The 21,568-nt window shown below is 72.9% G+C and carries 24 protein-coding genes; 11 read left to right on the forward strand and 13 right to left on the reverse strand.

What is annotated here, in order from left to right; all coding sequences use genetic code 11:
- Positions 1-15: 15 nt before the first annotated feature.
- Together ACZ61C_RS06230 and ACZ61C_RS06235 are read right to left on the reverse strand one after the other, a co-directional pair.
- Positions 16-1,188: a PucR family transcriptional regulator gene (locus ACZ61C_RS06230; RefSeq protein WP_465303447.1), complete on the reverse strand. Its 1,173-nt coding sequence runs from the start codon at positions 1,186-1,188 to the stop codon at positions 16-18.
- 209 nt (positions 1,189-1,397) lie between these two features.
- On the reverse strand, positions 1,398-2,024 hold the full coding sequence (locus ACZ61C_RS06235) for a class I SAM-dependent methyltransferase (RefSeq protein ID WP_465303449.1): 627 nt from the start codon (positions 2,022-2,024) through the stop codon (positions 1,398-1,400).
- A 151-nt stretch (positions 2,025-2,175) separates the two neighbouring features.
- On the opposite strand from ACZ61C_RS06235, the gene ACZ61C_RS06240 reads away from it, so the two are divergent.
- Positions 2,176-4,161 carry a glycosyl hydrolase family 28-related protein gene (locus tag ACZ61C_RS06240; protein ID WP_465303451.1) on the forward strand — a complete coding sequence of 662 codons (1,986 nt, stop codon included), beginning with the start codon at positions 2,176-2,178 and terminating at the stop codon, positions 4,159-4,161.
- Positions 4,162-4,255: 94 nt separating this feature from the next.
- Positions 4,256-4,732: a nitroreductase family deazaflavin-dependent oxidoreductase gene (locus tag ACZ61C_RS06245; protein WP_465303453.1), complete on the forward strand. Its 477-nt coding sequence runs from the start codon at positions 4,256-4,258 to the stop codon at positions 4,730-4,732.
- Here the strand turns inward: ACZ61C_RS06245 and ACZ61C_RS06250 are convergent.
- Complete coding sequence (locus ACZ61C_RS06250; protein ID WP_323322308.1) at positions 4,722-5,255, reverse strand: GNAT family N-acetyltransferase; 534 nt, start codon at positions 5,253-5,255, stop codon at positions 4,722-4,724. The genes ACZ61C_RS06245 and ACZ61C_RS06250 overlap by 11 nt on opposite strands.
- Before the next feature lie 85 nt (positions 5,256-5,340).
- Between ACZ61C_RS06250 and ACZ61C_RS06255 the strand changes: the two genes are divergently transcribed.
- Together ACZ61C_RS06255 and ACZ61C_RS06260 are read left to right on the forward strand one after the other, a co-directional pair.
- Positions 5,341-5,958 carry a YdeI/OmpD-associated family protein gene (locus tag ACZ61C_RS06255; RefSeq protein ID WP_465303455.1) on the forward strand — a complete coding sequence of 206 codons (618 nt, stop codon included), beginning with the start codon at positions 5,341-5,343 and terminating at the stop codon, positions 5,956-5,958.
- Positions 5,951-7,300: a pyridoxal phosphate-dependent decarboxylase family protein gene (locus ACZ61C_RS06260; protein WP_465304209.1), complete on the forward strand. Its 1,350-nt coding sequence runs from the start codon at positions 5,951-5,953 to the stop codon at positions 7,298-7,300. The genes ACZ61C_RS06255 and ACZ61C_RS06260 overlap by 8 nt, the downstream gene beginning before the upstream one ends.
- Here ACZ61C_RS06260 and ACZ61C_RS06265 read toward each other — a convergent pair.
- A complete protein-coding gene (locus ACZ61C_RS06265) occupies positions 7,294-7,686 on the reverse strand; it encodes a hypothetical protein (RefSeq protein ID WP_465303457.1) in 393 nt (130 codons plus the stop codon). The genes ACZ61C_RS06260 and ACZ61C_RS06265 overlap by 7 nt on opposite strands.
- Positions 7,687-7,833: 147 nt before the next feature.
- Here ACZ61C_RS06265 and ACZ61C_RS06270 point away from each other — a divergent pair, with 147 nt between their 5' ends.
- The gene (locus ACZ61C_RS06270; protein WP_465303459.1) at positions 7,834-9,036 is read left to right on the forward strand and encodes a glycoside hydrolase family 18 protein; all 1,203 of its coding nucleotides are present in this window, start codon (positions 7,834-7,836) and stop codon (positions 9,034-9,036) included.
- Between the two features lie 51 nt (positions 9,037-9,087).
- Here the strand turns inward: ACZ61C_RS06270 and ACZ61C_RS06275 are convergent, their stop codons facing one another.
- A complete protein-coding gene (locus ACZ61C_RS06275; protein ID WP_465303461.1) occupies positions 9,088-10,224 on the reverse strand; it encodes an MFS transporter in 1,137 nt (378 codons plus the stop codon).
- A gap of 54 nt (positions 10,225-10,278) precedes the next feature.
- Between ACZ61C_RS06275 and ACZ61C_RS06280 the strand changes: the two genes are divergently transcribed.
- Complete coding sequence (locus ACZ61C_RS06280) at positions 10,279-10,638, forward strand: MerR family transcriptional regulator (RefSeq protein WP_465303463.1); 360 nt, start codon at positions 10,279-10,281, stop codon at positions 10,636-10,638.
- Here the strand turns inward: ACZ61C_RS06280 and ACZ61C_RS06285 are convergent.
- Complete coding sequence (locus ACZ61C_RS06285) at positions 10,635-10,775, reverse strand: hypothetical protein (RefSeq protein ID WP_465303465.1); 141 nt, start codon at positions 10,773-10,775, stop codon at positions 10,635-10,637. The genes ACZ61C_RS06280 and ACZ61C_RS06285 overlap by 4 nt on opposite strands.
- Positions 10,776-10,950: 175 nt before the next feature.
- On the opposite strand from ACZ61C_RS06285, the gene ACZ61C_RS06290 reads away from it, so the two are divergent.
- Entirely contained in the window at positions 10,951-11,112 is a 162-nt protein-coding gene (locus tag ACZ61C_RS06290) for a hypothetical protein (RefSeq protein WP_465303467.1), read from the forward strand.
- Between the two features lie 184 nt (positions 11,113-11,296).
- Here ACZ61C_RS06290 and ACZ61C_RS06295 read toward each other — a convergent pair whose 3' ends face one another.
- Both ACZ61C_RS06295 and ACZ61C_RS06300 read right to left on the reverse strand, forming a co-directional pair.
- Positions 11,297-12,253 (reverse strand): LuxR C-terminal-related transcriptional regulator, encoded by a 957-nt coding sequence (locus tag ACZ61C_RS06295; RefSeq protein ID WP_465303469.1) that lies wholly within the window; start codon positions 12,251-12,253, stop codon positions 11,297-11,299.
- A gap of 149 nt (positions 12,254-12,402) precedes the next feature.
- Positions 12,403-12,825: a DUF5709 domain-containing protein gene (locus tag ACZ61C_RS06300; protein ID WP_465303471.1), complete on the reverse strand. Its 423-nt coding sequence runs from the start codon at positions 12,823-12,825 to the stop codon at positions 12,403-12,405.
- 98 nt (positions 12,826-12,923) lie between these two features.
- Between ACZ61C_RS06300 and ACZ61C_RS06305 the strand changes: the two genes are divergently transcribed.
- Positions 12,924-13,751 (forward strand): cyclase family protein, encoded by an 828-nt coding sequence (locus ACZ61C_RS06305; RefSeq protein ID WP_465303473.1) that lies wholly within the window; start codon positions 12,924-12,926, stop codon positions 13,749-13,751.
- 56 nt (positions 13,752-13,807) lie between these two features.
- On the opposite strand, the gene ACZ61C_RS06310 is transcribed toward ACZ61C_RS06305, so the two are convergent.
- The 4 genes from ACZ61C_RS06310 to ACZ61C_RS06325 all read right to left on the reverse strand — a co-directional run bounded on the left by ACZ61C_RS06310 (position 13,808) and on the right by ACZ61C_RS06325 (position 18,366).
- Positions 13,808-16,108, reverse strand: coding sequence for a putative bifunctional diguanylate cyclase/phosphodiesterase (locus ACZ61C_RS06310; protein WP_465303475.1), 2,301 nt, complete (start codon positions 16,106-16,108; stop codon positions 13,808-13,810).
- 96 nt (positions 16,109-16,204) lie between these two features.
- On the reverse strand, positions 16,205-17,023 hold the full coding sequence (locus tag ACZ61C_RS06315; protein WP_465303477.1) for an ABC transporter permease: 819 nt from the start codon (positions 17,021-17,023) through the stop codon (positions 16,205-16,207).
- Entirely contained in the window at positions 17,013-17,906 is an 894-nt protein-coding gene (locus ACZ61C_RS06320; protein WP_465303479.1) for an ABC transporter ATP-binding protein, read from the reverse strand. The genes ACZ61C_RS06315 and ACZ61C_RS06320 overlap by 11 nt, the downstream gene beginning before the upstream one ends.
- A complete protein-coding gene (locus tag ACZ61C_RS06325; RefSeq protein ID WP_465303481.1) occupies positions 17,815-18,366 on the reverse strand; it encodes a hypothetical protein in 552 nt (183 codons plus the stop codon). The genes ACZ61C_RS06320 and ACZ61C_RS06325 overlap by 92 nt, the downstream gene beginning before the upstream one ends.
- 112 nt (positions 18,367-18,478) lie before the next feature.
- Between ACZ61C_RS06325 and ACZ61C_RS06330 the strand changes: the two genes are divergently transcribed.
- From ACZ61C_RS06330 to ACZ61C_RS06340, 3 genes are read left to right on the forward strand one after another with little or no spacing between them, the layout of a single operon-like run.
- Positions 18,479-19,528 carry an amidohydrolase family protein gene (locus ACZ61C_RS06330; RefSeq protein ID WP_465303483.1) on the forward strand — a complete coding sequence of 350 codons (1,050 nt, stop codon included), beginning with the start codon at positions 18,479-18,481 and terminating at the stop codon, positions 19,526-19,528.
- A gap of 39 nt (positions 19,529-19,567) precedes the next feature.
- Positions 19,568-20,449 carry an RNA polymerase sigma factor SigJ gene (gene sigJ, locus ACZ61C_RS06335; RefSeq protein ID WP_465303485.1) on the forward strand — a complete coding sequence of 294 codons (882 nt, stop codon included), beginning with the start codon at positions 19,568-19,570 and terminating at the stop codon, positions 20,447-20,449.
- A gap of 33 nt (positions 20,450-20,482) precedes the next feature.
- Positions 20,483-21,115 (forward strand): TetR/AcrR family transcriptional regulator, encoded by a 633-nt coding sequence (locus ACZ61C_RS06340; protein ID WP_465304211.1) that lies wholly within the window; start codon positions 20,483-20,485, stop codon positions 21,113-21,115.
- Positions 21,116-21,318: 203 nt separating this feature from the next.
- Here the strand turns inward: ACZ61C_RS06340 and ACZ61C_RS06345 are convergent, their stop codons facing one another.
- Positions 21,319-21,486, reverse strand: coding sequence for a hypothetical protein (locus ACZ61C_RS06345; RefSeq protein ID WP_465303487.1), 168 nt, complete (start codon positions 21,484-21,486; stop codon positions 21,319-21,321).
- Between the last annotated feature and the right edge of the window lie 82 nt (positions 21,487-21,568).

The following is a 21,568-nucleotide window of genomic DNA, read 5'->3' on the forward strand; positions in this document are numbered from 1 at the left end:
TCGGTAGTTGTCGATTTACGATGGCTCCGGCTCGAGCCGCACCGATTCGAGGGCGACGTACAGCTCGCCGATGTCCGCCGGGTCCGTCAGGTCGCGCTTGGTCAGGTCCTGGACGCGGCGGAGGCGGTAGCGAACCGTGTTGGGGTGCACGAACAGCCGGTCCGCGGCCTCCTTCGCCGAGCCGTGGCCGGCGAACCACGCGAGCAGCGTGTCGAGCAGGACCTTGCGTTCCGCGCCGGGCAGGGCGAGCACGCCGGACAGCGCGGAGCGCACGACCTCGCGGGCCATGCCCGGCGCGGCCGCGACCAGCGTCGTCACCGGGGAGTCGCCGAACACGACCACCCCCGGGGTGGCCGACGGCAGCGACCGGCGGGCGATCCGGGCGCGGTGCAGCGCGTCCGGGACCTCGGGGAACCCGGTGAACGGCCGGCTCATCCCGGCCGCCAGCGGCAGGGAACCCAGCACCTCGCGCAGCCGCCGGACGTCCTCGATCCGGTCGATCGCCACCAGCCCCGCCTCGCCGCCGGGCCGCCACGCCGAACGCCAGCGGCGCGCCCGCAGGAGCGCCTCGACGGAGTCCTGCTCGTCCGGCTCGATCCGTTCGGTGACCACGACGACGAACATCCCCGCGGTCGGCAGGCCCAGGTCGCGGGCCGCGGCCTCCATCTCGGCCTGGCCGGTGAGCCGGCCGCGCAGCAGGTCTTCCAGCCGTCGCACGTTCGCGTGCGACGGCTCGGCCGCGACCTCGTCGTACGCCGTGGTCAGCGCGTCCGAGTAGAGGTCGATCGCTTTCCAGACGTAGGAGTTGATCTCGATCGTCCGGGCCGGGTTGAGGAACCCGGGGCCGGCGAGCTCGAGCAGGGCCTCGTAGACGAAGGTGCCGCCGATCCGGAACGCGCGCAGCACCGCGGGCAGCGGGATGCCCTGGCGCGCCTGGACGAGCCCGGTCTTGCGGGCGGCGTCGAGGGCCAGGCCGCGGCCTTCGGCCAGCGCCGACAACGCGCGTTCGAGGTTGGCGCGGCAGACCTGCCGCAGCTCGTCGGGGGCGACGTCGTCAACCTGGCGGTAGAACTCGTCTTCCGTGCTGAGCAGCCGGGCGAGGCGGTCGGAGAACTCCGGGAGCCGGGCCAGCATCTCGCGCACGAGCTCGCGGTGTTCGCGAGGTACCGGCCCGGCCAGAGTGCCCATCCCTCACTTTAGCTCGGGTCCGGGGTCGGGGACATGCACGAACTTGAGCAAAATTCATGTCCAACGGGTGATCGTCGGTGTGAGGGGTTGCTCTGCCTTTCATTGCCAATCCGGTCACAGCTACGGCCGCATGGCTCTCGGGCCACGGTTGCCTGGCGCTCGAAGGGCGGCCTGCCTTTGGCCGGATCGGCAATGGCACGATCGACCCATCAAGGCTTGCGCGCGGTCAGGTAGACGTGCGGCTCGGGCGTGGCGCCGGGGTGGTCCGGGACGAACTCCGCGTGCTCCTCGCGCACGATCTCCAGGCCCGCCGCCCGCAGGCGCTCGGCCAGCGCGTCGGCCGCGAAGCTGCTCGCGCGCACGGGGTGTCCCATGAAGACGATGTCGACGCCGTCCACATCGGCCGGCACGGTCGCGAACACCAGCAGGCCGCCGGGCTTCAACCAGGTCGCGCACCGGCCGATCATCGTCTCCTGGTCGGGCCGGGGGAGCTGCAGCATCGAGAAGAACGCCGTGATCGCGTCCCAGGAACCGTCGTCGAAGCTCAGCTCACGCATGTCCCCGAGCTCGAAGCGCGCGGCGGGCACCTGCGCCCGCGCGAGCTCGACCATCTTCGGGGCGACGTCGTAGCCGGTCACCTCGTGGCCCGCGGCGGCCAGCCGCTCGGCGACCGGGCGGCCGGTGCCGGCGCCGAGGTCGAGCACCTTCGCGGCCGCGGGCAGCGTCTCGAGCAGGTCGGTGATCGTGTCCCGCTGCGCGGTCGCGGCGCGGAAAGCGGTTTCGTAGTCCTTGCCGAGCGCGTCGAAGACCTCGGCGGCGGTTTCGGGACGAGTCATGGGTTCACCCTGCCAGACGTCGGGTTGCGCAACTTCTGTATTGATACGTGCAAGTACCGAGTAAATTTGGGCAAAATCGGGGCAACACCTTGTGGGTTCGGGTGTGCGCGACCTACTCTTCCGCCGCACTCCCGAGAGAATCGAGGCCGCGATGTCGCTGCGCACGTTCGGAGCCACGCTCGTCGCGGTGGTCACCGCGCTCGTTTCGGTCGCGGCCCCCGCGACCGCCGCCGCGGACCGGCCCGTCGTGACGCGCGCGGCGCTCGACCCGGGCCTGGTCGCCGGGCGCGGCGCTCCCGTCGGCTTCTTCGAACAGGAAGCCGAGAACGCCCGCACGAACGGCGTCGTGATCGGCCCGGACCGCTCGGCCTACACGCTGCCCGCCGAGGCGTCCGGGCGGCGCGCGGTCCAGCTGAGCGCCGGGCAGCACGTCGAGTTCACGCTGCCCGCCGCGGCGAACGCGGTCACCGTCCGGTACAGCATCCCGGACGCGCCGGGCGGCGGTGGGATCACCGCGCCGCTCGACGTCACCGTGAACGGCGCGCACCGGCAGCGGATGACGCTGACCTCGCAGTACTCCTGGCTCTACAACCAGTACCCGTTCACCAACGACCCGGCCGCGGACCTGCTGCACCCCGACTGGTGGATCACGGAGTGCTCGTGTGTGCCCGCGGCCACCACCCCGGCGCCGGTGATCACGAAACCCTTCCGCCCCAGCCACTTCTACGACGAGCAGCGCCTGCTGCTCGGCAGGACCTACCGGGCGGGGGACAAGGTCGAGCTGACCGTCCCGGCCGGGACGGCCGCCGCGTGGACGGTTGTCGACCTGCTCGACTCCGAACTGGTCGCGCCGCCGCGCGTCGACCTCTTCGCCGCGAACGTGCTGCTCTTCGGAGCCGACCCGACCGGCCGGCGCGACTCGGCCGACGCGATCGACCGCGCGATCGCCTTCGCCCGCCGGGCGCACCTCAAGGTCTACCTGCCGCCGGGCACCTACCAGGTCAACCGGCACATCATCGTCGACGACGTCACGATCGAAGGCGCGGGCAGCTGGTACACGATCGTCCGGGGGCACGAGGTCAAGCTGGACAGCCCGGCGCCGGACGGCTCGGTCCACACCGGAGTCGGCTTCTACGGCAAGGACGCCGCGGTCGGCGGCAGCCACGACGTCCACCTCTCCGGCTTCGCGATCGTCGGCGACGTCCGGGAGCGCGTCGACACCGACCAGGTCAACGCCGTCGGCGGCGCGCTCAGCGACTCCACTGTGGACGGTCTGTACCTGCACCACACCAAGGTGGGCCTGTGGTTCGACGGCCCGATGAAGAACACGCGCGTCACCGGCAACGTCATCGCCGACCAGATCGCCGACGGGCTGAACTTCCACACCGGCGTCACGGATTCGGTGGTGGCGGGCAACTTCGTCCGCAACACCGGCGACGACGGCCTCGCGATGTGGTCGGAGAAGACCGAAAACGCACGGAACACGTTCAGCCGCAACACCGTCCAGACCCCGGTGCTGGCCAACGGGATCGCGATCTACGGCGGCACGGACACAACCGTGTCCGGCAACCTCGTCGCCGACCCGATCCGCGAAGGCAGCGCGATCCAGGCCGGCTCGCGCTTCGGCGCCGAGCCTTTCACCGGGAAGCTGCGGATCACGGACAACACCACCGTTCGGGCGGGCACCTTCGAGCTGAACTGGCGGATCGGGCTGGGCGCGCTCTGGTTCTACGCGCTGGAGCGGGACATCGCCGCCGACGTCGAGGTCACCGGTGACCACTTCCTCGACAACACCTACAACGCGATCATGCTCGTCAGCGACTTCCCCGTGAAGGACAAGTACTCGATCACCGGGCTGAAGTTCGCGGACCTGCGGGTCGACGGCGCCGGGACGTCGGTGCTGAGCGCCCGGTCGGCCGGCTCGGCGTCGTTCCGGAACGTCGACGCGCGCAACGTCGGCGCGGTCGGGGTCAACAACTGCGGGTCGTTCAACTTCCCACCGACCGGGTCGGAGTTCGCGCTGACCGACCTCGGCGGCAACGACGGCGGCTGGCTCGCGCCGTGGCTGCTGCCGAACACCATCACCTGCGACGACCGGCCGCCGGTCGTCGCGCCGCCCGCCCCCGCCACCTGGTGAGTGCCCGCCCGGGGTCGTGAGTGGTAATGAGGGTTCTAACCCCAATTACCACTCACGACCAGCCGCGGCAGGGTCAGGCCGCTAGGGTTTGAGCGTGGCGGAGTTGCGGAAGGTCTTTGCGGGGATCGGCAAGAGCAAGGCGTTCGCGGCGGTCGGGCGCGCGCTCGCGCCGGCCGACCGGGTGCTGCTGCGCGTCAGCGGCGGCCGGTTCGGCGTCGGCACGGCGGTCGGGCTGCGGACCATGCTGCTCACCACCGTCGGGCGTCGCAGCGGGGAGCCGCGGCAGGTGCCGCTGCTGTACGTCGAGCGCGCCGGCGGGTACGTCGTCATCGGCTCGAACTTCGGCGGTGAGGCGCACCCGGCGTGGTCGGGCAACCTGCTCGCCGAGCCGAAGGCCTCGATGACCATCGCCGGCCGCGCCGTCGAAGTCACCGCGCGGCTGCTGGCCGGCGACGAGCGCCAGGAGATGTGGGACGCGGTCGCCGCGTACTGGCCCGCGTACGACCAGTACGCCGTGCGGGCCGAGCACCGCGAGATCCGCGTCTTCCTGCTGGAGCCGGTCAGTCCATGAGGTCGGTGTGCCGGATCCGGTACACCTGCAGCCGCAGGTTGTAGTACTTGTCGGTCTCGCCGACCCACTGCATGCCGAGCCGCTTGGCGACGGCGATCGCGCGGGTGTTGTTCGGCCGGGCGACCGCGAACAGCTCGTCGGTGTCCTGCGTGAACGCCCACTGGATGAGCGCCTGCGCCGCCTCCGACGCGTAACCCTGGCCCCAGACACCGGGGCTGAGCTGCCAGCTCAGCTCGAGGTCCTCTTCGTACGGCGGCAGCAGCCGGATGCCGAGGCCGCCGATCACGGCGCCGTCCTCCTTGCGCTCCACGGCCCAGCGCCCGCGCGGCGGCCAGAGGTTGGGCTGCGCCTCCTGCCACGCGTTCAGCACGGCGCGCATGGCGCCGACGTCGCCCACCCGGTCCATGGCCGGGGTCAGCCAGTGCGTGACGTCTTCCGCGCCGTAGATCTCGAACGCGGCTTCGGCGTCGTCCACCGTCCAGTCCCGGATCACGAGCCGGTCGGTGCTGAGCGCAGTCTCCATATCAAGACGCTACGCCGGGAGGGTCCCGATTGTTCCCACGGCAAAGTGCTCAGAAGGTGAACACTTCACCCCTGATGATGTGGGCATGGAGGCTTTGGAAGGCGTCGCGGTGCTGAAGGTCACGTCGGTCGCCGAGTGGCGGGAGTGGCTGGCGTCGTGCGGCACGACGTCGTCGATCTGGCTGGTGATCCGGCGCAAGCACAGTGCCGCGCCCGGCGTGCTGGTCCACGAAGCGATGGAGCAGGCGCTGTGCTTCGGCTGGATCGACAGCAAGGCGCTCCGGCGCGACACGGAGAGCACGTACCTGTGCTTCACGCCGCGCAAGCCGAAGAGCACGTGGAGCCGCGTGAACCGCCTGCGCGTGGAGCGGCTGACGTCGGCGGGGCTGATGACCCCGGCGGGACAGGCGATGGTCGACCTCGCCCGGCGGACGGGGACCTGGGACGTGCTGGCGCCGGCTCAGGACGGAGTCGTGCCGGCGGATCTGGAGCGGGCTTTCGACGCGGTTGCGGCCGCGCACTTCGCGGCGTTCCCGCCGTCGTCGAAGCGGCTGATCCTGGAGTGGATCGCGAAGGCCAAGCGGCCGGAGACCTGGCAGCGCCGGATCGCGACGACGGTCGAGCTGGCCCGCGAGAACCGTCGCGCGGCCCACCCGAAGGCGGCCTGGCGGGGCCTAGAGTCGGGCCGTGGACGAGATGCGTGACCTCCTGGCCCGGGCCGCCGAGCTGGCCGCCGACCACCGCGAAAGCCTGCCGGAGCGGCCAGTCGCCCGGTCCGTCGATCCCGCCGCCCTGCGTGCCGGGTTCGGGGAGCTGCGTGACGACCCCACGCCGCCGTCCGCCGTGCTGGAGGAGCTCGCCCGGGCCGCCGGGCCCGGGCTGGTCGCCACCGCCGGGCCGCGGTTCTTCGGGTTCGTCATCGGCGGGTCCCTGCCCGCCGCCACCGCCGCCGACGTCCTCACCGCGGGCTGGGACCAGAACGCCTTCAACGCCGTCCTCTCGCCGGCCGCCGCGGCCGCCGAAGCCGCCGCCGGTGACTGGCTGAAGGACCTGCTCGGCATCCCCGCCACCGCGTCGGCCGGGTTCGTCACCGGCGGGCAGGCGGCCAACACCGCCGGGCTCGCCGCCGCGCGGCACCACGTGCTCGCCGCAGCGGGCTGGGACGTCGAGCGGGACGGGCTCACCGGCGCCCCGCGCGTCCGCGTCATCGCGAGTGAAGAGCGGCACGCCACCATCGACCGGTCCCTGCGGCTGCTGGGCTTCGGCACCCGGGCCGTCGAGCCGGTGGCCGCCGGGCCGCAGGGCGCGATCGACGTCGCCGACCTCGCGCGCGTCGTCGACGCCGGCGCCGGGCCGGCGATCGTCTGCGTCCAGGCGGGGAACGTGAACACCGGCGCGTGTGACGACCTCCGCGCCGCCCGCGAAGCCGCCAAGGATGCCTGGCTGCACGTCGACGGCGCTTTCGGGCTCTGGGCCGCGGCCAACCCGGCCACCGCGGGCCTCGTCGACGGGGCCGGGCTGGCCGATTCCTGGGCCTGTGACGGGCACAAGTGGCTGAACGTCCCGTACGACTGCGGGTTCGCCTTCTGCGCCCACCCGGACGCTCACGCCGCCGCCTTCGCCAACCGCGCGGCCTATCTCACCGGCGCCGGTGAGGTGTCCGGGATGGGGGACCTGACGCCCGAGTCGTCGCGCCGCGCCCGCGGGTTCACGGTCTGGGCCGCGCTGCGCGAACTGGGCCGCGACGGCGTCGCCGAGCTCGTCGACCGCTGCTGCCGCCTGGCCCGCCGCTTCGCGCGGACGCTCGCCGACGGCGGCGCGGAGATCGCGAACGACGTCGTGCTCAACCAGGTCCTGGTGTCCTTCGGCGACGACGCCCGGACCGACACGATCGTCGGGAACGTCCAGCGCGAAGGCACCTGCTGGCTCGGCGGCACGACCTGGCGCGGCCGCCGTCTCCTGCGGATTTCGGTGTCCAACTGGGCCACCACGGAGGAAGACGTCGACCGCTCGGCCGCGGCGATCCTCCGCCTGGCCGCTCAGTAGCCTTCGCGCACCGAAAGCGAGTCCGTCCGCCAGCCGATCTTCTTCTCCGCGCCGGTCGGCCAGCTCGACGAGAGCCGCCGCCGGACGCTGCCGAGCGCGCCGAGCCGCACGAGGTCCACCCGGGATCCCTGCGCCGCCAACGAGGTCACCTCGGCCGCGGTGAGCGGGACGTAGTCGAAGTACTGCGCGTCCTCGCCGCCGGACCAGTCGACGAACTCGGAGAAGATCGCGGCGAACGCCTGGCCGCATTCGGGACATTCGCGCAGGGAGATGCCGAAATGCGACTGTTCGACCAGGCGGTGGGTTTCGCGCAGGCGGGTCGTGCAGAACGCCAGCGCGGTCAGGGCGTCTTCGCCGGAGCAGCGGGCGCAGCCGAACTCGGTCATCGCGGGATCATCCCATGCGGTGAATCCGGACCCGGCTCCGGGGCCAGTGCGAAACCCTTTGACCGCAACGATTCACCCTGGTCCGCAGTGGTCTGGACCTGTTAGCCTCAGCGCGTCCGACCGGCCGGCTCGCCGAAGGAGAATTCCGTGCTCCGCTTCAGGAAAAGCATCGCCGCCGCCGTAGTGGCGTTGGCCGGCGCCTCGGTCGTCGCGCCGCCCGCCGAAGCGGGGCAGTCCCAGGGCAAGGTGATGGCCTACTTCGCCGACTGGGACGTCTACGCCCGCAACTACCACGTCAAGGACATCGAGACGTCCGGGTCGGCCGCGAAGCTGACCCACATCAACTACGCGTTCGGAAACGTGACGGGTGGCGGCTGCGCCGTCGGCGACCCGTGGGCCGACCACGACATGCCCTACGACGCCGCCATGAGCGTCAACGGCCAGGCCGACAGCGGCACCCTGCACGGCAGCTTCAACCAGATCCTCCAGCTGAAGAAGCTGCACCCGAAGCTCAAGGTGCTGTGGTCCTTCGGTGGCTGGACCTGGTCGAGCGGCTTCACCGAGGCGGCGAAGAACCCGGCCGCGTTCGCCGAGTCCTGCTACAACCTCGTCAACGACCCGCGCTGGGCGGGGGTCTTCGACGGCATCGACATCGACTGGGAGTACCCGAACGCCTGCGGCCTGACCTGCGACACCAGCGGGCCGAAGGCGTTCACGGCGCTGGTCAAGGCGCTGCGCGACAGGTTCGGGCACAAGCAGCTCGTCACCGCCGCGATCACCGCCGACGGCTCGAAGAACGGCAAGATCGACGCGAACGACTACGCCGGGGCGAGCCGCTACCTCGACTGGTACAACGTGATGACCTACGACTACTTCGTCTCCGGCGCCAGCCCGACCGGGCCGACCGCGCCGCACTCGCCGTTGCGGTCCTACCCGGGCATCCCGACCGCCGGGTTCTTCGCCGACGCGGCCATCCAGAAGCTGCGCCACCAGGGTGTTCCGTCGTCGAAGATGTTGCTGGGCCTCGGGTTCTACGGCCGCGGCTGGGACGGCGTCACGCAGAAGCAGCCGGGCGGCGCCGCGACCGGTCCGGTGACCGGGACGACGACCGGCGAGGACGGCGTCGAGAACTACAAGGTCCTCAAGACGACCTGCCCGGCCAACGGCAAGATCGCCGGTACGGCGTACGCGAAGTGCGGCTCGCAGTGGTGGAGCTACGACACCCCCGAGACCGCGTCGGCCAAGGCCGGCTACGCGAAGTCGCAGGGGCTCGGCGGGGTGTTCGCCTGGGAGCTGTCCGGGGACACCACCAACGCGGAGCTGCTGCGGGCCATCGCGGGCCGCTGCTGAACCCCTTAGCTGGAGGGCCCGGGCGCGAACCCGCCCGGGCCCTTCGTCCACTCAGGACCGGGCCGGGAAGCCGTGCCGCCGGGCGCCGAGGACCACGGCGAGCACCGGCAGCAGGAGCACCAGCAGCGTCCACGGGAAGGACGCCGGCCCGGCGGCGTCGAGCAGCACCCCGCCGGCCACCCCGCCCGCGGCCATCGCGGCGTTCCACAAGGTGACGAGCATGGCCTGCGCGTTGTCCGCCGCCTCGCCGCCGGCGTTCCCGGCCGCCGTCTGCAGCAGCGTCGGGACACCACCCCAGCCGAGGCCCCACAGCGCCACCGCGGCGAAGACGAGCGCCGGGCTGCCCGCGAACACCGCGAGCAGCGTCGCCGCCCCCGCGACGAGGATCGTGCTCAGCACCATCAGGGTGCGCAGCGCACGGTCGATCACCGCGCCGACGACGAAGATCCCGGCCATCGACGCGACGCCGAACACGAGCAGCACGGCGTCGACCGCGGTGATCCCGGCGTGGCCGAGGAACGCGGCGATGTAGGTGTAGAGCACCGTGTGGGCCAGCACGAACACCAGCGTCACGGCCAGCACCGGCAGCACGCCCGGCACGGTGAGCGTGCGCAGGACCGGCACGCGGCCGCCGGCCTGTCCAGGCTGGTCCGGGACCCGCGCGGCGATCCAGGCGAGCAGCACGACGGCGATCACCGACATGACGCCGAACGCCGAGCGCCAGCCGGCCAGGCCGCCGAGGAACGTCCCGGCCGGGATGCCGAGCGAGAGCGCGAGCGGGATGCCGGCCATCACGACCGCGATGGCCTTGCCCTGGTTTTCCGGCGACGCGAGCCGGCGCGCGTACCCGGCCAGCAGCGCCCAGACGACCCCCGCGGCCACCCCGGCGACGAACCGGGCCGCCATCGTCAGCGCGTAGTCGGGCGAGAGCGCCGTGACGGTGTTCGCGACGGCGAACCCGGCCACCCCGGTCAGCAGCAAACGCTTGCGGGGCCAGGTCGCGGTGGCCGCGGCGAGGGGGATCGCGGTGAGGGCGGTGCCGAGCGCGTAGATCGTCACGGCCTGGCCCGCGGCGGGCTCGCCGACGCCCAGGCTCGCGCTCATGCCGGGCAGCACGCCGGCGGGCAGCGCTTCGGTGAGCACGGTGACGAACGCGGCGGTGGTGAGGGCGAGAAGCGAGCTCTTCATGCCGTTATGCTCGAACCTTCACATACGTGTGAAGGTCTACGTGAGGTGGCGCACATGCGGATCGGCGAACTCTCGGAGCGCACCGGCACGGCCCGCCGGCTGCTCCGGTACTACGAGGAGCAGGGCCTGATCATCGCCGCCCGCGGCCCCAACGGCTACCGCGACTACGCCGAGCCGTCGGTCGACCGCGTCATCCAGGTGCGCGGGCTGCTCGACGCCGGGCTGCCCACCCGGATCATCAAACAGATCCTGCCGTGCCTCGACAAGCCCCGCGCGATCCACTTCCCGGACGCGACCCCGGAGATGATCGCGACCCTGGAGGCGGAACGCGACCGCATGACCCGGCGCGCGGAATGCCTGCTGCGCAACCGGGACGCGATTTCGGAGTACTTGGACGTCGTGCGGGCCGGTTAAGCGGTCTTCTCGGGGTCCGCGGGCGCGGTCTGGCCGACCCAGTGCAGGGTGTCGGCTTCGGGCCACCAGCCGGGCGGCTCCGGCCGGGGGCGGGTGCCCTCCTCGGCCCACCAGCGCGGCGGCGCGTCGTCTCCCATGCGATCGACGGTAGGAGCCCGGACGGCGCGGCGCACCGGTCGAGGGCGGCCAACGTCCGGTTCCGGCCGGGCGGACAGTGGCCGGAACCGGACACTGGCCGAAGCCGCCCCTGCCGGTGAGGTGCCGGGGGTCTTACTTTGGGGCCGGGGAGATCACGGCGCGGAAGGAAGAGGCATGGCCAAGCGCGTGCTGGCGAGCTTGCTCGCGGCAGCGGCGATGGTGACGGTGACAGCACCGGTGGCCGCGGCGGACGGCGGTCCCCCGGGGGTGCGGGGGCCGGGGGTGTGCATCTGGATCTGGACCCACGGGCCGCCGGAGTGCAAGAAGCTGGAGTAGCGCGAGGTTCGGAGAGGTGGGTCGAGGTCGCGGCCGCGGGTTTGCCTGGCGGCGATTTTCGCCGGTTCGGGCTGCGATCCCGCGCTCGGCCTCGGCCCGGCCTGCGAGCCGCGCTTCGGGCCGCGCCCCGCGGTGCAGCCGGGCGTCGGCGATCTGCTGCTGAATTCGCCGCCGCGACCGGGCCTCAGCCCAGCCAGCCCAGCCGGGTCGCGGCGAAGACCGCCGCCACCCGGTTGTCCGCCTGCAACGCCTCCAACAACCCCTGCACGTGCCTCCGGACCGTTCGCTCGCTCACGTCGAGGTGGCGGGCGATCGCTCCGTCCGTCATGCCCGTGGCCAGGAGGTCCAGGACCTTCTCCTGCGTCGGGGTCAGACCGTGGCGGGGTTGCGCCGCCGGGCCGTGGACCGCCACCGACTGGCTCCAGACCAGCTCGAACAGCATGCGCAGGGCCGCCACGATCGTCGGGCTGCGGACGAACACCGCGCCCTCCATGCCGCTCGGGTCCAGCGGCACCAGCGCGGAATGCCGGTCCGCGACCACCATCTTCATCGGCAGCTCCGGGGCCACCCGCATGGTCCAGCCCGCCGCGACACTCGCGTCGACGATCTCCTTCGCGCCATCGAACTCCAGGGCCGCGCGCTCGTAGACGTTGCGCAGGCGCACTCCGCGCTCCGTCACCGCTTCGGGCAGGCGCATCACGGTGCTCGCGTCCGGCTTCCGGCGGAAGTGGCGCGTGGTGAACGTCAGGAACTCCTCGCGCGCCGACAGGCACAGCTCCAGCGACAGCGAGCCGATCCGCCGCGGGTCGGTGAGCACCTCGACCGCCGAGTCGCCGCCCGAACCGTTCGCGGCCCGGTACACCGCCTGCAGCATGTCGAGCTGCTGACGCGCGGCGACGATCTGGCGCTGCTGCTCCAGCAGCCGCTGCTGGGCGCCCAGGATGGCGTGGTCGACCGCCCGGACCGGCTCCATCGGCGCGATCACCGGGTCTTCGCGGTAGTCGCGGCGCACGAACCCGCGGTCGAACAGCTCCCGCATCTCCGGGCTCTCGGCCCGCGGGTCGTCGAGCGGCACCGGCCCGGTGCGCACCATCGTGTCGTACAGCGCGCCGGCGCCGGCCGTCAGCAGCCCTTCCAGCATCCGTGTCCCTCCGCGGCGGGGGCGGGGCCCGGCCGGATCCGGACGCTGACCGCTCTGCCACCTACCCTCACGCGCCGGACGGGGGAAAGGATTAGGCCGCTCGCGGAAATCGGGGGACCGGACCCGTCGTGGGGGCGGGTCCGGTCACCTCACCAGCGCCGCGAAGGGTCGATCACGTGCACGGCCGCTTCCTCCGCAGACGCCGCTCCTCCGTCGATCCCCGCGTCGGACGCGTAGAGCTCTTCGTCGCTGTCTTCGCCGAAGCCTTCGTCGGTCGCGACCAGGCGGCCCGCGCGGACGTCGCCGACCTCGTCGTCGATCAGCTCGCCGTCGGTGTCGTCGCTGTCGCCGAGGCCGTCACCCTCCTCGTCCTCGACGTCCGGGACCTCGCGCGCCAGCCGGCCTTCCCAGCTCTCGCCTTCGGCGGCCTCGCGCGCGGTGGTGCCCCATTCTTCGGTGCCCCGCGGGCGTTCCGGCGGTGAATAACCCTCCGCCTGCTCGTCGCGGTCGTCCAAAGTGTCCTCGGGATCGAGGATGCCTTCGTCGGCGTGGTCTTCGATGTCGTCGTCCATGCGCCCATCCTCGCGCAACTCCTTGGCCGCGGCGGGCGCGGGTGATATCACCGTGCAGGCCGCCGCACGGGCGGTGTTCCGGTGAAAGGTGATTCCCCATGCCGATGAGACGCAGGGTGCTGGCCGCGGGGCTGGCCGGGGTGTTCGGCGCCGCGCTGTCCGGGCGGACGGCCCAGGCCGCGCAAGCGACGCCGCCGGTGCGGCTCGACCAGCTGAACCTGGTCAACCTGTCGCACGTCAACGACCCGGCCACGACCAACGTGTTCCCCGGCGACCCGGCCTTCGAGCTGGAAACCATCGCCACGATCCCCGACGACGGCTACTACCTGCAGTTCGTCCGCGAAGGCGAGCACACGGGGACGCACTGGGGCGCGCCCGGGCACTTCACCACCGGCGAGCCGCTCGCGGACGACATGGACCCGGCCGATCTATTCCGGCCCGCCGTCAAGATCGACGTGAGAGCGAAGGCCGCGCGCAACCCCGACTACGCCGTCACGGTCGACGACCTCAAGGCGTGGGAGCGGAGCCACGGCCGGATCCCCGACGAGGCCGTCGTGGTGCTCTGGACCGGCTGGGACGCCAAGTGGGGCACCCCGGCCTACCCGAACACCGGCGCCGACGGCGTGCTGCACCAGCCCGGCTTCTCGATCCCGGCGGTGAAGTGGCTGATCGACACCGGCCGGCTGGGCCGCCGCGGCGGCACCGGCACCGACACGTTCAGCCCGGACGTCGGCCTCGACGAGACCTACACCGTGTCGAAGCTCGTCTACCGGCGCCACCGGATCAGCCTGGAGATCCTGGCGAACCTGAAGGCGCTGCCGACGACGGGGGCGTGGGTGCTGGCGGGCGGTCCGATCAACCGCAAGGGCGCGGGCTCGACGGCGACGATCTTCGGCGTGCTGCCGCCGGGAGTGCGCGCGAGCTGAGCGCCCCAAGGCGGCCTTGGGTGCGTCAGACGCACCGAAGGCCACATTGGGCGCGGTCAGTTCGCCGGGATCGTCGTGAGCCGTAGCGCGGACAGCGGCGCCGGGCGGCCGAACCGGTACCCCTGGGCAGCGGGACACCCCGCCCGGACCACCAGTTCGGCCTGCTCGGCCGTCTCGATCCCCTCGGCGACCACGTCGAGGTCGAGGTCGGCGCACAGCCCGACCAGCGACCGGCAGAGCGCCGCGTCGCGCTCCGGCTGGACGCCGGTCGTCAGCGCGCGGTCCAGCTTGATCAGGTCGACCGGCAGCGCGTGCAGCACGGTCAGCGAGCTGTACCCGGCGCCGAAGTCGTCGAGCGCCACCCGGACGCCGAGGGCCTGCAGGCGGCGGATCGCGGCCGCGCCCGCGGCCAGGTCGGGCACCGGCACCGTCTCGGTGATCTCGACGACCAGCCGGGACGCGGGCAGCCCGTACCGGCCCAGGGCCGCCGCGACGCTCTCCTCCAGCGCGGCCGCGCCCAGCCGGCTCGCGCAGACGTTGACGTGCACGGTCAGGTCCAGCCCGGCCGCGGTGATCTCGCGGCAGGCCAGGTCGAGCACCAGCGCGTCCAGCTCGGCGCCGAGCCCGGCGCTTTCGGCCGCGCGGACGAACGTCTCGGGCGAGACCGACGTGCCGTCGCGCGTGGTCCAGCGGGCCAGCGCCTCCACGGCCACCGGGGTCTCGTCGGCCAGCCGGACGATCGGCTGGAACACCAGCCCGAAGCCCTCCGGGATGCCGCCGGAAGCCCGGCGCAGCGCCGCCGGGAAGTCGGGCGGGCCGTCCTGGGACGGGCGGTAGACGACCGTCGTGTCCTTGCCCAGCCGCTTGCCCGCGTACATCGACGTGTCCGCGCGGCCCAGCAGCACGTCCGACGTCACCAGCGGCTCGGCCGGGTCCGGCACCACCAGGCCCATGCTCGCGCGGACCGGGACGAGCGTGCCGTGCACGGCGAACGGCCGCCGCAGCGCGCCCTGGATCCGGTCGGCGACCGCCTGCGGCGCGTCCAGCTCACCTTCCAGCAGGATCGCGAACTCGTCGCCGCCCAGGCGCGCCACCGTGTCGGTCGCGCGCACGCAGCTCAGCAGCCGCTGGGCGACGGCGTGCAGCAGGACGTCGCCGCCCGCGTGCCCGAACCGGTCGTTGACCTCCTTGAAGTCGTCGAGGTCGACGAAGATCAGCACCAGCGGCCGGTCGACGACCTCGACCGCGCGGTCGAGCCGGTCGGCGAACAACGCGCGGTTGGCCAGCCCGGTCAGCGGGTCGTGGTAGGCCTGGTGGGTCAGCGCCTGCTGTCCTTCGTAGACGCGGCGCAGCAGCAACCGGTTGTCCAGCAAGGAAAGCAGCTGCCGGGCGAGCACGAGGAACACCACGAGCACGCCGACGAACACCTCGACGCCGTCCGGGCCCGCGCCGGCCAGCAGCTGCCCGGTGATCAGCAGCGCGACGGCGGTGACCGGGACGTACGGCAGTGCCAGCTGCCACCAGTCGACCCCGCCCGCCGTCGCGGCGTCCTCACGGCGCCGCGCGCCCGGCGTCACCAGCAGCGCGAACGCGATGAACAGCGGCCCGAGCACAAAACCGCCGTCCGACCACGGCTTCATGCTCTCCGCGCCGATGCTGACCAGGTAGGCGAACACACTGTCGGACGCGGCCAGCGCGACGATCCCGACCGCGGCCAGCAGCAGGTTCGCGCGGTAGGGGCGGTCGACCCGGTCGAACACGACCAGCAGCACCGCGACGACCACGATCACCAGGTCCGACAGCGGGTAGGAGATGGCGACGGCCCAGGTCGGCTTGTCCGGCGCGGTGGCCCGGACCAGCTGCCCGAGCGCCGCGGTCCAGGTGAGGATGAACAGCGAGCCGGTGACGATCAGGCCGTCGAGCACCACCGCGACGCCGAAGTGCGCGGTCCACTGCGCGGGCTGGAAGCGTTCGCGGTCCGGCCGGATCCGCGCCCGGGCCAGCACGAACAGGGCGGCGAGCGCGAACACCGGGAAGCTCAGGTACCCGACGTCGGCCAGCGACGGCGAGGGCAGCCCGCGCCCGTCGACCAGCTGATACCAGGACCAGATGCACTGGCCGAGCGACCAGCCGGCCATGCCGACCGCGACCAGGACCCGCCACCAGCGCTGGTGGCCGCGGACCCGGCGGGCCACCAGGAAGCCGCAGACGACCGCGCCGACGCCGGCGCTCAGCTGCATGGCGTCGTCGATCCACAGCGCGAACGTGTCGCCCCAGAACGCGAAGCCGTTCACCACGACCAGGGCCACCGTGACGAGGACGAGCAGGACCGCCACTGGGTACCGCCGCACTGTCATGGCACCTCACGTGGGTCACCCGCCGGTCGGACCGGCAAACAGTACACCGCGCGGGCGGTGGCGCCGGCTCACCGCACCGGTGGCCGGCACCCCGCGTCAGGCGATGTCACGGCGGTGCAGCAGCCAGCCGCCGAGCGCCCCGAACACGAGCACGTAGCCGGCCAGCACGGCCGTGGCCTGCCCCGATCCGACGATCTGCCCGACGCCGGGCGCGTTCGCCCCGAACGCGGCGGCCAGCGCCCCGGCGTTCGGGCCGGGCAGCGCCTTCTGCAGCTGCGCCACCCAGTCGAGCAACGGCGCGGCGATCGAGGCGAGCAGGTTCTGCACCGCCAGCAGCCACACCAGGCCGAGGCCGATGGGCAGCGCGACCGAGCGCAGGCCGATCGCCAGCAGCACGCCGAGCGTGCCCCACATGGTCGCGACGAGCCACCCGGCACCGAGGCCGCGCAGGATGTCGGTGACGGGCGGCCAGACCGGCGCCTGGCCTTCGAGGGACGCGACGAGCGCACTCGCACCGGCGGTCGCGGCGAACAGCGCGAGCACCACGGCCAGCGCCGCGGCGGCGACGGTGACCAGCTTCGCGCCGTAGACCGCGACGCGCGAGGGGTGCTGCACGAGGATCGTCTTCCAGGTGCCGTAGCCGTACTCGCTCCCGGCGACCAGCACACCGAAGATCAGCGCGAGGGCGCCGACGAAGATCGGCAACCCGCCCAGCGCGCTGCCGACGAAGGCGTCGGGCAGCATCGCCGCCAGGCCGCGGTTCGAGCCCGGCGGCCCGGACGTCGCGCCGCTCAGGCCGGCGTAGGGGATGGCGTAACCGAAGGTCAGCGACAGCACAACTGCGACGGCCAGCAGCAGCCAGCTCGCCGGGCGGCGGGCCTGCTTGGTCAGCTCGGCTCGGATGTCACGCAACATCGGGGGTCCCTCCGGTCAGGGCGAGGAAGGTCTGTTCCAGGTCGGGTTCGTGCCAGCGCAGCTCGGTGACGGTGAGCCCGGCGCCGACCAGTTCCGCGTTGACCCGCCCGGCTTCGCCCGGGTCGACGTCGAGCTCGAGGGCGTTGCCGTCGACCCGGACGTCGCCGTACAGCCGGCGCAGGTGGTCGCGGGCCAGGTCGATCGGGTCGGCGACCACGCGCAGCGCGCCGCCGGCGCGCAGGTCCTCGACCGTCGTCTCGGAGACGAGGCGGCCGTGGTCGAGCACGCCGACGCGGTCGCAGATCTGCTCGACCTCGGCCAGCAGGTGGCTCGAGAGCAGCACCGTGCAGCCGTCCGCGGCGAGCTTGCGCAGGGTCACGCGCATGTCGGCCATGCCGGCCGGGTCGAGGCCGTTGGTCGGCTCGTCGAGCACCACCAGCTCGGGGTCCTTCAGCAGGGCCGCGGCCAGGCCGAGGCGCTGCTTCATGCCGAGCGAGTACGTCGCGTACCGGTCCTTCGCGCGGTCGGTGAGCGTGACGACGTCGAGGACTTCGTCGACGCGGCCGCGGCTCACCGCGGCGTGGTCGGCGAGGATCCGCAGGTTCGCCCGGCCGGAGAGGTACGGGTAGAAGGCGGGGCCTTCGATCAGCGCGCCCACGCGGGCGAGGCTGCCGGGGCCCGGTTCGGCGCCGAAGAGCCGGACGCGGCCGGACGTCGGCCGGATCAGGCCGAGCAGCATCCGCAGGGTCGTCGTCTTGCCCGCGCCGTTGGGGCCGAGGAAGCCGTAGACCTCACCGGCGCGCACCGACAGGTTCAGGTCCTCGACGGCGGCGGCGGGTCCGTAGCGCTTGGTCAGTGCGGTTGTCCGAACGGGCTCGGTCATGGTTCTCCTTCCGGAGGCGGCCCCACGGCTTGAAGACCGAGAGGACGCCGGCGAACAGCAACAGGCTCGGAGCGACGATCACGGGGTAGAGCAGGCCCTCGACGTCCTGGCCGGATCCGGCGGCCGCGGTGATGCCGGGCCGCAGCGCGACGAGGATCAGCACCGCCATCAGGACGTTGACCGCGAGCTTCGCGGCGACCCACCAGTAGCGGACGAGGCCGTACTTCGACCCGAGGGCGAGCACGGCGCCGGTGGCGAGCGCGAGCAGCGCGGCGACCAGCATCGGCCACACGGCGAACAGCTCCAGGGCCTTCAGGCTCGTCACGCGGACGGCGGCGTCGTCGGTGACCAGCGCGGTGCAGACCAGGATCCCGAGCACCGCGTCGATCCCGATCCACGCGCCGGTCGACACGATGTGCGCCACCAGCCACCACTTCCGGGACCGGTTCTTCAGCGTCATGGCGTCTCCTTTCCGACGCCTTACATCGTCTGGGTCCGGGCGCCTCCGGTCGTCCGGCTGCGGACGGCTCTTGCGGCTACGCCGGAGCGCGTACGCGGGTACGTTCGGTGTGGTGATCGTCCGCATCCGGGGGTACGCGCTGCCGCACGGCGAGTTCGTCGACCTCTACGCCGACGGGGACCGCTGGACGACCGACCCGGTCCCCGGCGCGTCGCTGGTCGGCGAGGGCTGGCTGCTCCCGGGCCTGGTCGACGCGCACACCCACCCCGGCGCGGTCGAGGTCGGGCAGCCGATGGACGCGGACCTGCTGCGGGAGCAGCTGCACCAGCACGTCGACGCCGGGGTCACGCTGATCCGCTCGCCGGGCCTGCCGGGCGAGCCGCCGCCGTGGTTCGGCGAAGACCCGGACGTGCCGCGGGCGCGGCACGCGGGCCCGTGGCTGGCCCAGCACGGCCAGTTCTTCGACGGCTGGGGCCGCCGCGCGGACCACGACGAGCTGCCGGCGCTGGCCGCCGCGCAGGCCGCCCGGACCGGCTGGGCGAAGCTGATCGCGGACTGGCGGATCGGCGACTCCGCGGTGCCGGTGGACGTGCTGCGGGCGGTGGTGCGCGAGGTGCACGCGGCCGGCGGGCGCGTGGCGGTGCACAGCCAGCACCCGGAGGGCGGCGCGGCGGCGGTCGCGGCGGGGGTCGACTCGCTGGAGCACGGCATGTGCCTCGACCCGGACCTGCTGGCGCGCATGGCCGCCCAGGGCACGGCGCTGACCCCGACGTTGTCGACGCTGGTCGCGGGCCTGCCGAACGCGCAGAAGGCGCCCGACAGCCCGAAGCGGACGTGGTTCCTGCGCGGCGCGGGGGCGCACGGCGCGCTGACGGCGGCCGCGGCGGAAGCCGGTGTGCGGGTGCTGGCGGGCACGGACTCCCTGCCCCACGGCGGGATCCACGCCGAGATCCGGGCCATGGCGGCCGCCGGGATGCGCCCGGAAGCGGCGCTGGCGGCGGCGTCGTGGAGCGCGCGCGAATACCTGGGCCTGCGCGGTCTGGAGCCCGGCGCCCCGGCCGACGCGGTGGTGTACGACCGGGACCCGCGGGCCGACCTGGACCAGCTCGCCGACCCGGTCGCGGTGGTGCTGCGGGGCCGTTGTGTGCGGAGCCGCGCTTGACCGCTGTCACAGTCGGCCGCTTCCGTTCGTCAAAGCCGCATGAGCACCTCATCCGCGCTGAGCGAGCGGCCGCAGCTGGTCGGCGTCGCCTACCGGCTCCTGGGATCGCTGAGTGACGCCGAAGACGTCGTCCAGGAGGCCTACGGGCGCTGGTTCGCGCTGTCCGAGCCGCAGCGCGCGGCGATCCGTTCACCCGGCGCGTGGCTCACGACCGTGGCCGGCCGCATCTGCCTGGAAGTGCTCGGCTCGGCGCGCGTCCGGCGGGAGCGCTACGTGGGCGAATGGCTGCCCGAGCCGCTGCCGGACGCCGGCCCGGCGGACCCGGCCGACCGTGTCACGCTCGACGAGTCGGTCACCATGGCGTTCCTCGTCGTGCTGGAGGCGATGACGCCGGCCGAACGGGTGGCGTTCGTCCTGCACGACGTGTTCGGCTATCCCTTCGGCGAGGTCTCCGGCGTCCTCGGCCGCAGCCCGGCCGCGTGCCGGCAGCTGGCGTCGTCGGCGCGCCGCCGGGTCCGCGCCGCCCGGGAGCCGGAGCCGTCCCCGGCCCGGAGCGCGGCGATCGTCCGGGACTTCAAGCTGGCGTGGGAGGCGAAGGACATCGAGGGGCTCGTGCGGCTGCTCGACCCGCAGGCGACCGTGACTGCCGACGGCGGCGGCCTGGTGAGCGCCGTGCTGCACCCGGTCACCGGCGCCGAGCTGATCGCGCGCCGCTCGGTCGAGATCGGCGCGCGGATCCTGGCGTCGACCGTCCTCCGGGAGCGGACGGTCAACGGCCGCCCGGGCCTGGTGATGGAGCGCGACGGCGCCGTCGTCACGGTGATGGCGTTCGAGTTCGCCGGCGAGCGGATCAAGCGGATCTGGGCGGTCCGGAACCCCGAGAAGCTCCGGCCGTGGTCGGTCAAGTGCTCGATAGAATGAAATTCGGCAACCACGAAGTGACGGGCGGTGCAGGTGACGGAGGCCAAGGAGCGGACCCGGGACCGGATCTCCCGCCGCCAGGTCGACAAGTTCGAGCAGCGGCGCGCGCAGCTGGCCGAGTCGGCTCTGCAGACGCTCGCCGAGCTCGGGTACGCGCGCACCAGCCTGCGTGAGATCGCGCAGAACGCGGACTTCTCGCACGGCGTGCTGCACTATTACTTCGCCGACAAGGTCGACCTGCTGACCCACTGCGTGCGGCAGTTCGAGGAAGTGTGCGTCACCCGGTACGACGAGATCGTCGCCCGCGCGCGGACCGCGGAGGAGCTGGAGCGGGACTTCGCGGCGGCGATGGCCGCGACGCTGCGCGCGGACGCCAAGATGCACCGGCTCTGGTACGACCTGCGCAACCAGAGCCTGTTCGAAGAGTCGTTCCGCGCCGACGTGCTCGAGATCGACCGGCGCCGCGAGGAGATGATCTGGCACGTCGTCTCGCGGTACGCGGACCTGGCGTCCGCGGCGGTGGACGTGCCGCCGCCGGTGGCGTACGCGCTGCTCGACGGCCTGTTCCAGCAGGCCCTGCTCCGGCACCTGGCCGGCGCGGAGACGGCGGCGGGGGAGCTCGACCGGGCGGTGCCGTCCGTGCTGGCCCGCCTGGTGGCCGGCTAGCTGCCCAGGCGCTCGTGCTGGGTCTGCGGCGGACGGCGCCGCGCCGATCAGGAAGAGCTGCGGCGCCCCGAGATCAGCGAGCGCCGCCGACGATCACCCGGCCGTGGTGACGGCTCCCGGGCGAGCGTCACCACGGCCCGGCGGTCAGCCGAGGAAACCGGCCAGCAGGGCCAGGACCAGCCCGATCGCGTGGGTCTGCATCGCTACCGCACCTCCTTCGCGGGCTCGGTGTGCGCGACGACCACGGGCGTGTCCGGCACGGGCGGTGCGGTGTCCCCGTGCTGCCCCAGCGCGACGCCGGCCACCAGGGCCACCGCCGTCAGCCAGAAAGCCAGCCGCAGGAGCTGCGAAAACGAACAGATGACCTTCATTTCGACTCCTTCGACAGGAGCGCACGAGGGCAGCGCGGGGCCACCCGGGAACACCCCGTGGTCTTGTGGGTTTTTCGCCGCG

The sequence above is a fragment of the Amycolatopsis sp. NPDC104587 genome, from assembly GCF_055583645.1.